Below are 15,848 nucleotides of genomic sequence, written 5' to 3'. Positions count from 1 at the left end.
CCTGAGTATATAACGGCATTGGAAACAGGATTCAGTGCCCGAACCTCAAATAGTTTGGAGGCAGATATAACATGGCAGATGGTTCAATTATCATTGATACCAGAATAGATACCGGCGGTGTGTCGAAAGGAATGAATGCTGTAAAGGCTGGAATGACCAGAATATCCGCACAGGTATCGAAGATGGGCGATTCAGCAAAAAGTTCTTTCCAGAGGCAGATAACAGCGATAACGGACCTGTATCAGAATTATGAGAAACAGGAACGTAAAGTGTCAGAGTTGAAATCGAAGCTGGAAGAACTGAGCAAGGTCAAGATCGAGACAGAAGAATATAAAAAGCTCAAAGACGATATGAAAACTCTGGAAGATGAGTTTGAAAAGATAGAAGCGAAACAGCGTGAATGGCTGGACATGGGCTTTTCGATAGACTCTGCACCGCTTAAGGAACTTGACAAACAGATGGACGGTATCTGGGCAGATATTGACCGGTTACAGCGGAAACAGAAAGAGATGCAGGCAACTGGAAGGGCCTATGTGAATCCCACATCAACAGATGCGTATAAGGGTACAGCCGAGAAGTATAATACGGAGTCGCAGAAGTTGGAACGTATAAATGGAAGGCTGTATTCATCATACAATAATCTGAAAAACAAGGTTGAGGAATACCGACAGAAAAACAACCGGCTGGCACAGGCCATGCAGAATCTTCAAAAGGCTGCTGCCCGTGTAGGTATGGTTGTAAAGAATATGGGTTCAGCATTGAGAAGTGCCGGTTCCTCGATTAAGAGCATGGTCTCAGCGATGAAAAAAGCTGTAGAGAACATGTTTAATCTGAACAAACAGACAAATCGGTCGAGAATGAGTCTTTCCCGAATGCTGGGAATGTCGTTGCTGTTTTCAGGGGTATTCCGGGCGATAAGTGCTGTCAGTGATGGTGTGAAGACCGGATTTGAAAATCTGGCACAGTATTCTAACAGTACCAATTCAGCAATCTCCTCTTTAATGTCCAGCATGACGAGGCTGAAAAACTCATTTGCTACAGCCTTTGCACCTGTTCTCACCGCGGTAGCTCCGATCATGTCAAGATTTATTGATATGATTTCCAGGGCAATTACTTATGTGGGAATGTTTGCAGCAGCATTAACCGGACAGGATACTTTTGTAAAAGCTGTTGGAGTGCAGGAAGATTATGCGGCAAGCCTTGATAAGACCTCGAAGAATGCGAAAAAGGCATCGAAGCAGACAAAAGACTATCTTTCTTCGTTGGACGAGGTGCATAAAGCTTCAACCAGTGGGAGTGCAGGAACAGATGATTCCGGTGGATACAAAGCACCTACACCGGGACAGATGTTTGAAACGGTCCCGATTGCAAATAGTATTAAAGGAATTGCGGATAAAATCAAGAAGCTCATTAAATCGGAAGCCTGGGAAGGTCTTGGAGCTTATATTGCCAGTGGAATAAATAAAGGACTTCAAAAAGTCTATGATGCTATCAGCTGGAAAAAGGTTGGTCCTAAGATAACGAAATTCTGCAATGCATTTACCAGAACATTTAACAGTCTGGTAAATCACATCGACTGGGATTTGATGGGGCGGACGGTTGGTGCCGGTATCAACACGATTATAAATACGCTGAATCTTTTGATTACAGGAATTGACTGGAAAAACCTTGGTAAGAAATTTGCAACCGGAATCGCCGGCTTTGTTCGGGAAGTCAACTGGAACAATCTTGGACAGCTCATAGGAAATCGGTTTATGATTGCCTGGAATATCTTTAACGGAATGGTCCATAACCTTCCGTATAAGGAAATTGGACAGGCGGTTGCGGATGGCCTGAATGGTGCTGTATCAAGATTTTCTCTTTCAGAAATCGGAGATACACTGGCAACCGGATTAAATGGTGCATTCACATCATTGTACAGCTTTACAGAGCGTTTTGACTGGTCAGAGCTGGTAAATAACATTGCCGGTGGTATCAACACCTTTGTATCGGAATTTGACTGGAAAGCGAATGGACGTAAGTTGGAAGCCTTTCTGGACAATCTGTGCGGATCCCTAGTGGATATGGCAGAAAAGACAGACTGGGAGGCTTTTGGAAAAGGTGTCGGAGATATGCTGACACAAGTTGACTGGCTTGGACACCTGAAGCAGGTGATAAAAGCTGTTGTCAAATCGCTCGGAGGCCTGTTTGATGGCATGGAGGCGAGCGGAACAGCCGGTAAGATAGCTGCTTTTCTTGGTAAAGCATTTATTGCAGTGAAGATGGCAGATATAACGGGAATTAGTGACCTCGTAAAATTACTACTAAAGGCAATTGGAAAGAAACTGATCGGATCCGAAGCCATCGGAGAATTGTCCGGTAATCTGACTACACTTTTAGGCAATGCAGTAAAAGATGCGGCAGGAAGCTTTACTTCCCTTGCATCAGCTATTACCCCACTGGTAGGCACTGCAGGGCTAATTGCCGGTGTGGGTGTTGCGGCGGCCGCAGCTACTTCTGAGATTGCCAAAATGGTAGAGACCATGCAGGGCGGTAATGGTGTCGGTGGTACATTTGGAAATACCATGGATAATTTCATCCAGACATTACAGCGGCGTGGTGATATCATATCCGGTTCTGCAACAGAAATCTGGAATCTGAAAGAGTCTCTTGAGAAAGAGGGAATGACTGCTGAGGAAAAGTCCAGTGCAACGCAGAAACTTATTGATAAGCTGGGTGAAATGGGTGTGACATCTGAGCAGGCAACACAGGCATTCGAGACATTGAGACAGAAGGGGCTTGTCACAGATGATATGTTTGATATCCTGTCAGAATCCATTAAAACACTCGGCAGGGATACAACCAACATGGCAAGCCAGATCAATCTTGGAAGCCAGAGTGCTCAGAAATCTTACGATGATCTGAAACTTGTTATTGGAAATTTGACAAATCAGATGCATCTTGGAACGGATGAACAGGGACAGTTATTGAACGCACTGGAAAGAACAGTGGATTCTGGTGGTACTGCACAGGATGCATATAACAACGTCATGGCAGCAGTTAAGAATATGGGCGGAAATACTGAGACTGCTGCAAGGATTTTTTCAGAGGTATTCCCAAATGCAGTACAGGTAACAAAGACCAGCGTAGATAAAAATATTGTTGGTGCGCAGCAGACTGTAACGACTTCTACCGGAAAGATGAAGACAGATGCAGAAACGAATCTGGCAGGACTCCAGAAAGCGGCAGAGGACGCCTCCGGCGGTGTGAGTACAGCGACAGTGACAAACTGGGGCAATTCAGCAGCGGAGGTGGATAAGAACCTTGATCAGATGAAGCAGCATGCAAATCTGAAGCTTGGAGAGATGCAGAAGACGGTAGATAGTCATTTCTCCGGTCAGTACAATACCATGACCAATAAATGGAAATGGGCCGGTGAACGTATTGCACAGATAATTTCTGAGATGATTCGGAATACAGAAAGAAGCCTGGAAGGGCTGGCACGTGAGATGAAGTCTATCGGAACGAGGATGGGAAACAATCTGGCAAACGGGATTTCAAATGCAACCAGTGGAATCACAAGGACATTGAATAATGTTGTTGGAAAAGTAAACAGCACGATAGGAAATATTAATAGTTCTCTGTCTGGAATCGAAAGAGCATTCAGCTTTTCTTATGATGTAACGGGTCCTACAGGCAACCGGAGATGGGGCTATTACAATATGAGTTTGCCAAGGGTGAATACAGTTCCATACCTAGCTAAAGGTGCAGTTATTCCACCTAGAAGTGAATTTCTGGCTGTCCTTGGTGACCAGAAGCAGGGCAATAACATTGAAACACCAGAAGCACTGCTCAGAAAGATTGTTCGTGAAGAATCTGGCGGACAGCAGAGTGGCGGAAACGTCAGATTTACCGCTCAGATTAACCGAAGAACAGTATTCGATGAAATTATTGAAGAAGCAAAGTTGAGACAGAATGCAAGCGGCAGAAACCCGTTTGAACTGGCATAAAGCAATTCCCTGTCATGCTAAAAAGTGTGGCAGGGAGAACACAGGGAGGAAGAAAAATGCTTACGAGGGAAGCAACTTATGAAGATTATGGATTTTCAGAAGATGAAGATAAGAAATTTAATGAGTTTTGTCGAAAGCTTGAAATGAGGGACAAGATATTGTTGTTACAGTGCGCAGCAGAAGTGTATCCGAACGTTTGTTACGAACTTTATTGTTGTATCGTAATTGGAATGAGCTATGACAAGATGAATAAAAAGAACTTTGTTCCACTTGATCGTAAAGATTTCTATGCATACCGGAAGAAAACGCTGGCTGTGTTCCGGGAGGCATTAAAGGCATGTAATAGATATCCGTTCTAAAAATTGGAATAGAACCTGTCAAAACTGTCTGTTTTTATATATTGGAAAATATCATTGATTAGTTAGGGGTGATTACTATGGCAAAAGGTATATCAGCAGAAGCACGTGAGGACATATTAGTACAGGCATTTTTAACGTGTCCAAATATAAGTGAGATATCCAAAAAGACGAAGATTCCCAGACCTACAATTTATACTGTGATTCATTCAGACAGCTTCCAGCGTAAGTATTCTGAGGCAAGAAACGAGGCCGTAACAGGAGCAATTGCATACCTGCAGGGAAAACTTGGAGAATGCGCAGCAGTGTTGGTCAATACAGCCACTGATACGGAAGTGCCGGCACAGATCAGAGTGAACGCGGCTAATGCAGCATTGTCACAGTGTTCTCAGTGGACAAAGAATGTAGATGTGATTGAACGTCTGAAAGCTATGGAAGAATTGATGTCACAAGTAGAACAGGAACAGAAATCACAGCGGAGGCGGACATAATGAATATACAAGCAAGATTAAAGCAAGCAGAAGAACGGGCTATGCTATTGCAAAAGAAAGCAGATACTATTCACTTGATCATGGTAAAGCCTGTTCCCGGAAAGGAAAGACTTTATACAATATTGGGCGAAGATGGTATTTACAATGAGAAGAAATTGGCTGAATTTCAGCAGAAGCATAGCGTTGTAACGACCATCATTCTTAATATTCCACGTTTGCCAGAGGAAGGAGTATTAAATGCCGAGAAGAAATAAGCGTGTAACGATAAGGGCTACAAGCGTGCCGGAGTTACATCAGTGGTTGAGAGCTTGCAAAAGGGAAAATGCCAGAAAGAAATCACAGGGGCATAATGGGACGAAGAAACAGACAAAGGATTTGCATATTTAAAGGTGGTGGTGAATCATGGGAAGTCCGTTGATTAAAAGGCTTGATGCTTTATACCAAAGAGCTCAGATGGTAATGGCGGTTCAGGCAGATCATGCTCCGTTTGTGTCCATTGCTCCATGGAGTTTTATGAAAGATGAATGTATCGTGAAATATTATCCAGAGGGAAATTATCAGGAACCAGAGCGGATAACAACTACACTTCATGATGCATTAATGATAGCTCAATATTATTACGAATGTGGGTTGCATGTTCAATTTACAATGAGCCTGTGTATAGAGTGGCTGTTCCTGTATGTGCGTGATGATCCACGGTATTCTCCGCCACAGCAGAAGTCATGGTATACAAAGAATGTTGAAGAATATCCAGAAATAAAAACTATGTTGGAGAGTGAACAGCGATTTGAAATTGTTGGAGTACTGCGAAGAATGCCTCAGAATTTTCTTTTTAAGGGATTACCTGATGATATTAAAGATGATTACAAATTGATGGATTTTTAAACAAAAAATGTCGGGAGTATGGGGATTCGTGGACGCGATTACGCACGCAAAGGAGTTTGTTGACACGATTACGCGCGTAGATATTCGGAGATTTCGGAGTCCCTAAAAGAGTAAAGTGCGTTAGAACGAAGCCTGAGCGAACCCCGAAAAATAAGACTATAATTATTATCGAACAAAACGAAAAGGAGATTTTTATGGATGGATGTAACGAAAATGTAATTGAATTTATGACCAACGGTACCAGAGCAACTTTATCATTCTCACAGGGCCGGTATAAGTCTGCAATCCGCAAGCTGGCAGAGAAGCACCCAGAAGATTGCCGGATCATTGCGGATAACGAGGACGGAAGCATTTGTGCTCATGTTCCAGTATCCTGGCTTCGGATTTCTCCGCCAAGGCAGTACACAGAGGAACAGCGGCAGCAGATGGGAGAAAGACTGAAACAGAACAGGTCTGAAAATACAGCAACACAAGGATAAAACAGGGCAAGAAACGATTGCAAAGTGCTTGAGGTAAAGTTGTAAGGGAGAGCAGATAAAAAGGTTAAATGAGCCGATAAAACAGTAGAAGCGATGATGCTGGCATTTAATAAAAATCCTGCTGCCGAACCTACGGTTCAAGGAGCTTTTTCACTATTTTAAGGAGTGTTGTTGAGAATGAAGCCGTGAGGAAGCCGTGAAGAATGGTAAAAAAGGCGGCAAGAACCGGGAGTGCCTGAACTGTCGATTAACATCGATATATTTGCTCGAACAGGCGAGGAACAGGCGAGAAATTAATAAATTGATGGAATAAGATGGTATTTTTGGATATAGCTAAAGAAAGGCGTGCAGATGAATGAACTTGTTTATTTAAAGAATGATGAAGCTGTGTGTGATAGTTTGCAGGTAGCTGAGAAGTTTGGAAAAGAACATAAAAACGTTTTGCAGAGTATTGATAATCTCATTGCTGAAAATTCAGCTGTGAAAATAATGTTTAAGATTTCTTCTTACAAATCTGGTAACGGGCAATCATATAGAAAATTTTATATGAATCGTGATGGCTTTTCTCTTTTAGCAATGGGCTTTACCGGGAAAGAAGCTCTTGAATGGAAATTGCAGTATATCCGGGCATTTAATCAGATGGAGAACTTTATCCGTGAGAAATCTACTCAGATGTGGATTGAAACCCGGAAGGCAGGAAAGCTTACCAGAAAGGCAGAGACGGATACGATTCAGAAACTTGTTGAGTATGCAAAGGGACAGGGCAGTAGTCATGCAGAAATGCTTTATATGACTTATACCAGACTGGCAAATAAAATGGCAGGAATCAATAAAAGGGACGAAGCTACGGTGATGCAGCTTAATAACTTATCTTTAATGGAAAATATTATTTTGCATGAGGTTGACCTGGGAATTATGCAAGGGAAACATTATCAGGGAATATACAGGGATTGTAAGAAACGACTTGAAGCGGTGAAAGATTTGGCATACCTCGAAGCGGTATAAGAAGAAAATGGGGATAGTAAGAGATATGGGTGATTTGTAACGGGAAATTGACAAATTCCTGAAGCTGGCATATAATATACTTATCAAGACAGCCAGTAAGGGAAGTCAAGGTTCCCCGTTCTGGCAAATATGTTTAGCTAAGATTTAGCCGCCTATTCTTTACCAGAGAGCAGGGCGGCTATTTCTTATGTGTGTATGTAAGGATAGATACAATTAAGCTGGCTGTCGTCAGAACTATCATAAAAATCTCATAATCGCTCATAAGCATTCCCTCCTGTCAAGGCTCAGGATCAGGGAACCACAGCCGCTCTACTGGCTGCCTGGATAAATATACTATATTTGATTTCTACGCTGGGCTTCTTTGATTCGTTGCTGTATTAATTGAACGTTTAAGTCATCCCAATAATTGATGTATACAAGAGTTATATGATTTTCAATGCTGAGTTTGAGTTTCTGCTTGTCGCGCCATTGTTGTTTTTCAAAGCCATCTTTTCCACCGAAAAAATCAATAGGTTCAAAATGTTGCTTCCCCTGATATTCAAAAGCTAGATGAAGACTTGGTATAAAAACGTCATAACTCAATTGACTGTTTCCTTGTTTTAAGAAATCGGCACGATATTGATAGTAAACAGGTTTTTTAGGAAACATTTGGGTTATTAATTGAAACATAAGTTGCTCTGATTTCCATTTATTTTCTGGAATTGAATATTCATATAAATCAATATCTGCATACATTCCCTTTTCAATGGATTTTAATAATTCTACATCATTATAAGATTTCATATATGCAGTGAGCCAGCAAAATGACATTCCTTTTTCTTCGATACCGAGTTTTCCATTTCCTAAATTTTTCTTTCTCCATGAAATATCAAAAGTACCATTCAAACGACCAGTTAAAACAGTATGCATATCGGAATTAAAAGTAAATAAATATTTTAATCCTGCCCAGGTATTGAAGTGTTTTGGGTTAGAACATGTAACGCAGGCAAACAAGAGATCTGAACCAATGTCATATATTTTTTTTAAAGTTTGTTTCGCATTGGTATGACAAATTGCAATCCCATGATAAGGCTCTTCTTTAAGATCGAATAGTGCATAAGAATACGGAATTCCCTCCCATTTGTTGTATAAATCATTTATTTGTAGATTAGGAAACGCAGCGTTAATTAGTTCATACTTACTTATGTGATATGGATTTGAATAGCCCAAAATACCATTAAATCCCCAGTAAGAACACAAGGGAATTGTGCGAGTGTATTTTTTTATTCCGAAATCATAATGTCCAGCATCGAATATTTCTTCAACAACAAGTGAATTAGTAAATTCGATATTTATAGAAATATAAAGGATTAATGTATTTTCAATAATATATAACAATCCATAGTCCCAAACGTTAAAAACTTGATAATTACAATTTTCAAGAAGACTCTTTAATCCTAATATATACGATTCGAAAATTTGTTTGGTATTTGTATCAGGAATAGGTGCTACTATTTGGTATAATCCGCGCCTAATATCTTTATCTATCTCTGAAAAATTAACAGAATTGTTATAGTAATCGACTGATTTTCCGGAATTTACTATAGAAGACGGGACCAGAATATAAATAGGATCAGTATGCGGAATGCCCCATAATGGGAAATTAGTTTTTATAATTTGAGTATGAGAGTATTTCATATTATTAATCGGTTACTTTATCCCCGTTAGGAAGAATAAACGAACTTTGATAGATACATCCTGCTGCTTCTGCTACTTTTTTGAGTTCTGCTGGAGTAAATCCCTCTCGCTTTAATTTTTGGTTAAATGCTTGAGGACTTGAACCATATAAGCGAGCAAGCTCAGATACACTTATACCGAGTTTGACACATAATATTTTGACCTGTTCTGAAACTGCCATAATAATTCACCTCTAATATTTGATGTTTAATATATAAATAAATTTCACTATATATAAATAAATTATAAACGATAATATTTAAAAAGACAACATTAAAGTGGAAAAAAGAAATAAAATTATTTAAACAAAACTATTGACATTATAAACGGAAATGTTTATACTATAATCAGTTCAAGGGAACAGACAACAGCCGGGAGAGCCGAAAGCCCCCAATACTTCAAGCCATATACCTGTGAGAATCGCAATAGGGCATATCAATAGTCAGGAAGATGCTTGAAAGGCTGAGAGACCTTGAAAAGCAAAGGAGGACAGCAACATGAAGTACAATCTCAGCAAGATCATGTTCAAAGCATGGAAAGTTTACCGCAAGACAAAGAATATCCGCTTTGCAGAAGCACTTCACAGAGCATGGTTATCTGCAAAGGCAGAAGAAATCAATGCAAAGAGAATCGAAGATGCGAAACATGCAGCAGGCATCACGGAGGAAACCAATACCTTTGCTAAGTGGAAAGAGCTTGGTTATAAGGTAAAGCATGGAGCATCAGCATTATTCCGATGTTCTCTGATCTGGGGAAGTAGAGAAGATGGGGCAACATACAAAGCCAGTTTCTTCGGAAAGTCTCAGGTAGAAGCAATTTAATAAAAAGCCCTTACCAGAGCGGCAACTCTGATAAAGGCATAGTAACCCGACAAACGATCAAAATTGAGGGGCTGTGCGTATTATAACATACTCATTCCCCTCAGACAACAAAAGAAAGGAATGGACAGAATGATATCAGTAATGGACGTTCTTATGATTTTCTTTGGTGGGTTTATATCCGCAAAGGTATGTGACAGTATTCGTGAGTTAGAGAGAGGAGAATGAGAAATGAGTAAAAAGGAAGTATTAAAGGCAGAAGAAGCAGTAGAAGTGATGCGGACCACTGGTGTTCCGGCACAGGAGACAGAAGGTGCAGGTGTGGTTATGGCGACAGAGATTATTGCAGATCTTAAAGAGCAACTGCAGGAGGCAAAAGAGGAAGCAAAGGCAGTTACAGAAGACTGGATGTTTGTTCTCGGTCAGCGTGAAATTTTACGGAAGAAGATGGATATTATTAATTTTGTGTTGAAATTTCACGATTATAAGTGTTTAGAAATGGCTCAAAATTTTGTGCGAGCTGCGTATAATCAGCAGCCGCCGGAAGAAGAGGAAGAACAGGAGGGCGAAGAGTGATGAAAAAATGTACATTAACACAGGTCCCTTGCAGAGAAGCAATCGTGGACGTTGTCCAGGCCAACAAAGATAGAAGATCATTACAGCACACCTATGAGTTGGCAGAACTCTTTCAGGTGGCTTGTTCCAGTAATGAAGTATTTATGAAGCTGCCAGAGGAAGATCAGGAGCGTTTCTGGCTGATTACAGATGCTTTAATGATGAATGATCTGGAAGACCTTAAGAGAGTACATAACCTTGCTAATTATCTGATGGTAAGGAGAATAAAAGATAATACGAAAGTGGCGGAGGCATAGCATGGATTATAAAAAAGAAATTGAAAATTTTCTGAATGAAATCCAGAGCGAGAAATTTCTGAATTTTTTGTATAACGTAATTGTCTCATTTAAGAAGCAGTGGGGGTACTAATATGGATTACAAGAAAGAAACTATTGAGATATTACAGAAGGTAAATGATGATAGCCTGCTTGAATTCTTCTATAGATTCATTGCCAGAGTATTAAAAAACAGAGGATATTAAAATATGGACTATAAAAAGAAAAGCATAGAGCTGTTAGAGACAGCAGATCATGCCCAAACATATACAATTTTCAGATTTGTTTGTAGTTTTCTGGGAATAAAATAGTACAATCACAGCGAGGGGCGGCAACTGCTGCCCTTTCCTTAAAGGAGTGACAGCATGGCGAGAGCTAAAAGAGTAGACAATAAAGGACGTGTATTGCGTGTAGGTGAATCGCAGAACAAAGATGGCCGGTACTGTTATAAATGGACGGATAGCAACGGGAAACGTAGCACTGTATATGCACTTACCCTGGCAGAGCTGAGAAAAAAGGAAGAACAGATAAAACGTGACCAGATGGATGGGATTTATACAAAGGGTGGAAATTTGACATTAAATGAGTTCTTCCGGCTGTTCATGAGCACGAAGAAGAACATCAGAGACAGTACACGATGCAACTATAAATCGTACTGGAAAAACGCCATTGCTCCCAGTGCCTTGGGAATAATGAAGATTTCAGAAATAAAACAGATCCACGTAAAGAGACTGTATGCGGATTTACTGGAAAAGGGATATTCACCTGGAACGATCAGGGCATATCACATTATATTATCGGAATGTCTGCAGGCAGCAGTTGATTCTGATATGATCAGGAAGAATCCGGCAAAGGGAAGCAGAAAAGGAATTGATAAAGAAGTGAGCAGGAAAAGAGCTTTGACAATTGAGGAACAGGAAATCATGTTAGAGTTTACGAGAAAAAGCAATTCGTATAAAATCCATTATCCGCTGATCGTATTTGCATTATCTACAGGGCTTCGTGTTGGTGAACTGGGCGGCCTGCTCTGGGATGATATTGACCTGGAAAAGAACATGATCCATGTACGTAGACAGCTGGTGTATCGGAATCTGGACGGAACCGGCTGTAAGTTCCATATTCAGCCATTGAAGACAGAAGCAGGAGAAAGAGACATCCCATTAACAAAGACTGCAAAAAAGGTTCTGATGAAGCAGAGAGAGTATGATCTGTTACTGGGGAAGCGTGCAAAGGAACAGCCAGTAGCAGGCTTGAAGAACTTTGTTTTCCTTAATCATCAGGGCAACCAGCTTGCTCCACAGGTCCTTGACAGTGCTTTACGTAACATAATCAAGGCCTACAACAAGAAAGAGCTTAAACAGGCTGATAAGGAGCACAGAGAGCCTTTCCTGCTGCCTCATATCAGCGCACATATATTGCGGCATACATTCTGCACCAGAGCGGCGGAAAGCGGTATGGATGTCAAGAGCCTGCAATACATAATGGGACACGCAGACATAACCATGACGATGGAACGGTATAATCATGTTGATGAAGTCAGGGTACAAAATGAAATGAGCAAGACCGAAGGAATCGTGAAAATAGGATAGAATCAGAAAGCTGTTGTCTTTACCAGGCAATAGCTTTTTTCATTGTGACAATTTTTGTGACATTTAAAAGGAACGTGATGAACAAAGATGGAACGAAAAGACGAGTGAAAAATCCCGAAAAGCCCGTAAATACAAGGAAAAATGCACTTGATAAAACGTGACGAAAAATCGAAAAGAATTGTTCATAAAAACTTCATAAAATCCGACTCTTCAGAAATACTTGTCGAAAAGTGTCGAATTGTAATCTATTGTGTTATAGCAGAAGTGGCAGTATGATAAAAGAAAAAGGTGTGCGAGTATATATAGTGACTGTTCTTGTTTTGTTACTGTTTATTCCGTTCACAGCAACCTTGTTTTACTTTTAATCATTAAATCAGTAAGGTTTTTCTTGTGTAGAATATAGCATTAAAGTATAATAAAAGCAGTTTTTTGCACACGTTTAAAAGTTATAATAAGGAAATCGGCAAACCAGATGAAAGTCTGGGACGCAAAGCTACAGGGCCTGTAAAATGGCAGCCAGTTGCATAAAATGAGGTGCACTGTCTGTGAGACGGTGTTTTTTTATTTTTATGATGTTATTTCACAGACGTAATCATCATGATTTTATCGGGAAGAGAGAATAATATGAAAATCAAAAAAATAGCAGGGATGGAAAAGAAATGAAAGAAAAAAGAGTGATCGCAGGCATTCTGCTTGTGGGAATTTTAGCAGTCACCCTGACAGGGTGTAAAAATACAGACAGCAGAAATAAAGAAACCGAAAAGCCGGTCATCACGCTTGGCAGCGACAACTATCCACCATACAATTATCTGAATGAAGATGGTGAGCCTACGGGCATAGATGTAGAACTGGCGGCAGAAGCTTTCAAAAGAATGGGATATCAGGTGGATGTTGTCCAGATTGACTGGGAGAAGAAAAAAGAACTGGTGGAGAGCGGAGAGATTGACTGTATCATGGGCTGTTTTTCCATGGAAGGACGCCTTGATGATTACCGATGGGCCGGACCGTACATAGTAAGCCGTCAGGTGGTTGCTGTAAATGAAAACAGTGATATCTATAAACTGAGTGACCTGGAGGGAAAGAACCTGGCTGTTCAGTCCACAACCAAACCGGAAGGCATCTTTCTGAACCGGACAGATGAGAGAATCCCAAAACTGGGAAATCTGATCAGTCTTGGACACAGAGAGCTGATCTATACGTTCCTGGGGAAAGGATATGTAGATGCAGCTGCCGCACATGAGGAATCGATTGTCCAGTATATGAAAGATTATGATGCAAGCTTCCGTATCCTGGAAGAACCTTTGATGCTCACCGGAATAGGTGTTGCTTTCGCAAAAGATGATGACAGAGGAATCTGTGAGCAGATGAACCAGACTCTGGAAGAAATGCGGCAGGACGGCACGACTCTGAAAATCGTTGGAAAATATCTGGATGATCCGGAAAAGTATCTGGAGGTGGATGATCTTGGATATTAAGAGAAAGAAAAAAGAAAAACGAATCCGGCTGATCGGTGGTCTGATTGGAATCTGTGTGGCTGTAGTCTCTCTGTTTTATTTCTTCCACGCAGAAAAAGCGGAAGCAGAGAAAAGAATGGTGGAGATTGTAAATTATGTCAAAGTGCAGTGTTCAACCTACACTCATTATAATGAATCTTCGGAATCCAAGAGCCTTCTCCGTGCTATTGAAAGTGCCAGACAGATGAGTACAAATATTAACATGGAAACAGAAAACGGCGGTCAGCTGAGCCGGGAATTGCTGAAAGGAAATCTGCAGACTCTCTGGGTGGATGGTATCATTGTACTGGATAAAGAAGGAAAGACGGACTGTGAATACAGCACGGATGAATCTCTTGCCAATGAGATTACGGAGTATCTGCAAAAAGAAATTATCATGGATTTTGCCGGATATGAAGAAAGATCTTATTCGGAACGTTTTATCAGAGAAGACGGGTCACGTATCGACATTGCAGCCTGTGCCAGAAAAGATGCACCGGGTATCGTTGCTGTTTATTATTATACATCTCCGGAATTTGTCAGAAACTACACATTGACGATACAGGGGCTTTTAAACGGCTATAGTGTCCAGAAGGATGGAACGATTATTGTTGCAGATGATGGAACAGTTGTTGCTAGCAATGATGAGAGCATGTTAGGGCAGAATACATCCGGCAACGAGGTCGTTCAGGCAATGAAAAAGCATACAGACAGTCAGCACATTTATCATTTGAAGAATGAAGGAACCGGGTGTTACGGAATCATGCTGAAGCAGCGGGATTATTATATTTATGCATATCTTCCGGACATTGAAGTGTTTCATAACCTTCCATTAAGTGTAGCAGGTGTTGTTTTTCTTTATTTTCTGATATTCAGTATATTCTTATTCTGGAGTCACAGAACCAATCAGGTACATCAGAAACTGGAACAGGAAAAAGATGAAAAATATAAGGCAGAACTTCTGATAGCAGCAAAAAAGGCAGAAGCTGCCAATGAGGCAAAAACAGAGTTTCTTCAGCGAATGAGCCATGATATCAGGACTCCGATCAATGGAATCTGCGGTCTGGTCAATATGGCAGAACATTATGCAGATAATATGGAGAAACAGACAGAATACAGAACAAAGGTGAAAGAGGCATCCAATCTGCTGCTGGAACTGGTAAATGATGTTCTGGACATGAGTAAGCTTGAGTCAGGTGAAATCGTTCTGGAAGAGATTCCATTTAATCTGAGCAAAATTTCCAGGGAAGTATTTGTTGTGATCGAGCAGATGGCAGCAGAACAGAATATTCAGATCAAATGGGAGAAAAAAGAAATCACACATCGTGATCTTATTGGAAGTCCGGGGTATGTGAAACGTGTGATGATGAATATTCTGTCCAATGCGATGAAATATAACAGAGAAAACGGACACATCTATATCAGCTGTATTGAAATTCCATCCGGACAGCCAGAAACGACGACAATGGAATTTGTCTGCCGGGATACCGGAATCGGAATGACAGAAGAGTTCCAAAAACATATTTTTGAACCATTTGCACAGGAACATTCAGGAAGCCGTACAAAATTTGCCGGAACAGGTCTGGGAATGCCGATTGCAAAGAAACTGATTGAGAAAATGGGTGGAACGATTACCTTTGAAAGCGTAGAAGGCGTAGGGACGACATTTGTGATCAGGGTTCCATTCCGGATTGATACAGACAGGGACAGCAAAGTTGAAACCGGAGAAAAAACAGAAGTTTCCATCCGCGGGCTGCACATTCTTCTGGCGGAAGATAATGAGCTGAACATGGAAATTGCAGAATTTATGCTTCAGAATGAAGGTGCTGAGGTGACCAAAGCCTGGGATGGACAAGAAGCTGTTAAGATATTCGAAAAAAGCAGGTCTGGTGAGTTTGATGTTATTCTTATGGATATCATGATGCCGGTCATGAATGGTTATGAAGCTGCAAAGATGATCAGGTCTCTGGACAAAGAGGATGCAAAGGCAATACCGATCATTGCAATGACAGCAAATGCGTTCGCGGAGGACAGAATAAGAGCAAAAGAAGCAGGAATGGATGAACATGTTGCTAAGCCTGTTGACGTAGAATTACTGATAAAAGTAATTCATAGATTGGTGGAGTGATGAAAAAAT

The 15,848-nt window shown here is 40.8% G+C and carries 15 protein-coding genes and 1 riboswitch; of the genes, 13 read left to right on the top strand and 2 right to left on the bottom strand.

What is annotated here, in order from left to right; all coding sequences use genetic code 11:
* The first annotated feature begins 71 nt into the window (after positions 1-71).
* The 7 genes from BQ7344_RS03780 (at position 72) to BQ7344_RS03750 (ending at position 7,205) form a co-directional block, all read left to right on the top strand.
* Entirely contained in the window at positions 72-3,989 is a 3,918-nt protein-coding gene (locus BQ7344_RS03780; protein ID WP_072521477.1) for a hypothetical protein, read from the top strand.
* Positions 3,990-4,045: 56 nt separating this feature from the next.
* Entirely contained in the window at positions 4,046-4,348 is a 303-nt protein-coding gene (locus tag BQ7344_RS03775) for a hypothetical protein (protein ID WP_072521476.1), read from the top strand.
* 77 nt (positions 4,349-4,425) lie between these two features.
* On the top strand, positions 4,426-4,836 hold the full coding sequence (locus BQ7344_RS03770) for a hypothetical protein (protein WP_055066182.1): 411 nt from the start codon (positions 4,426-4,428) through the stop codon (positions 4,834-4,836).
* Complete coding sequence (locus BQ7344_RS03765) at positions 4,836-5,090, top strand: hypothetical protein (protein WP_005427356.1); 255 nt, start codon at positions 4,836-4,838, stop codon at positions 5,088-5,090. The genes BQ7344_RS03770 and BQ7344_RS03765 overlap by 1 nt, the downstream gene beginning before the upstream one ends.
* Positions 5,091-5,238: 148 nt before the next feature.
* The gene (locus BQ7344_RS03760; RefSeq protein ID WP_005427358.1) at positions 5,239-5,721 is read left to right on the top strand and encodes a hypothetical protein; all 483 of its coding nucleotides are present in this window, start codon (positions 5,239-5,241) and stop codon (positions 5,719-5,721) included.
* A gap of 194 nt (positions 5,722-5,915) precedes the next feature.
* The gene (locus BQ7344_RS03755; RefSeq protein WP_072521475.1) at positions 5,916-6,200 is read left to right on the top strand and encodes a hypothetical protein; all 285 of its coding nucleotides are present in this window, start codon (positions 5,916-5,918) and stop codon (positions 6,198-6,200) included.
* A 351-nt stretch (positions 6,201-6,551) separates the two neighbouring features.
* A complete protein-coding gene (locus tag BQ7344_RS03750) occupies positions 6,552-7,205 on the top strand; it encodes a Rha family transcriptional regulator (protein ID WP_072521474.1) in 654 nt (217 codons plus the stop codon).
* Positions 7,206-7,538: 333 nt separating this feature from the next.
* On the opposite strand, the gene BQ7344_RS03745 is transcribed toward BQ7344_RS03750, so the two are convergent.
* Together BQ7344_RS03745 and BQ7344_RS03740 are read right to left on the bottom strand one after the other, a co-directional pair.
* On the bottom strand, positions 7,539-8,882 hold the full coding sequence (locus tag BQ7344_RS03745; RefSeq protein ID WP_055066187.1) for a hypothetical protein: 1,344 nt from the start codon (positions 8,880-8,882) through the stop codon (positions 7,539-7,541).
* Positions 8,883-8,886: 4 nt separating this feature from the next.
* Positions 8,887-9,102, bottom strand: a complete 216-nt coding sequence (locus tag BQ7344_RS03740) for a helix-turn-helix domain-containing protein (protein WP_055066188.1) — start codon at positions 9,100-9,102, stop codon at positions 8,887-8,889.
* 316 nt (positions 9,103-9,418) lie between these two features.
* On the opposite strand from BQ7344_RS03740, the gene BQ7344_RS03735 reads away from it, so the two are divergent.
* The 6 genes from BQ7344_RS03735 (at position 9,419) to BQ7344_RS03710 (ending at position 15,839) form a co-directional block, all read left to right on the top strand.
* Positions 9,419-9,742, top strand: a complete 324-nt coding sequence (locus tag BQ7344_RS03735) for a hypothetical protein (protein ID WP_072521473.1) — start codon at positions 9,419-9,421, stop codon at positions 9,740-9,742.
* Positions 9,743-9,970: 228 nt separating this feature from the next.
* Complete coding sequence (locus BQ7344_RS03730) at positions 9,971-10,315, top strand: hypothetical protein (RefSeq protein ID WP_072521472.1); 345 nt, start codon at positions 9,971-9,973, stop codon at positions 10,313-10,315.
* Positions 10,315-10,611 carry a hypothetical protein gene (locus BQ7344_RS03725; RefSeq protein ID WP_072521471.1) on the top strand — a complete coding sequence of 99 codons (297 nt, stop codon included), beginning with the start codon at positions 10,315-10,317 and terminating at the stop codon, positions 10,609-10,611. Before BQ7344_RS03730 ends, BQ7344_RS03725 begins: the two co-directional genes overlap by 1 nt.
* 383 nt (positions 10,612-10,994) lie before the next feature.
* The gene (locus tag BQ7344_RS03720; RefSeq protein WP_072521470.1) at positions 10,995-12,218 is read left to right on the top strand and encodes a tyrosine-type recombinase/integrase; all 1,224 of its coding nucleotides are present in this window, start codon (positions 10,995-10,997) and stop codon (positions 12,216-12,218) included.
* A 452-nt stretch (positions 12,219-12,670) separates the two neighbouring features.
* A riboswitch (cyclic di-GMP riboswitch) is annotated at positions 12,671-12,746 on the top strand.
* A 131-nt stretch (positions 12,747-12,877) separates the two neighbouring features.
* Positions 12,878-13,693: a substrate-binding periplasmic protein gene (locus BQ7344_RS03715; protein WP_072521469.1), complete on the top strand. Its 816-nt coding sequence runs from the start codon at positions 12,878-12,880 to the stop codon at positions 13,691-13,693.
* Complete coding sequence (locus tag BQ7344_RS03710; RefSeq protein ID WP_015540876.1) at positions 13,677-15,839, top strand: ATP-binding protein; 2,163 nt, start codon at positions 13,677-13,679, stop codon at positions 15,837-15,839. Before BQ7344_RS03715 ends, BQ7344_RS03710 begins: the two co-directional genes overlap by 17 nt.
* The last annotated feature ends 9 nt before the right edge of the window (positions 15,840-15,848 follow it).

It is taken from the genome of Blautia sp. Marseille-P3087, assembly GCF_900120195.1.
GTDB lineage: Bacteria > Bacillota > Clostridia > Lachnospirales > Lachnospiraceae > Blautia_A.
The sequence above is the reverse complement of the archived record's forward strand: the minus strand, read 5'-3'. Positions and strand labels throughout refer to the sequence as shown.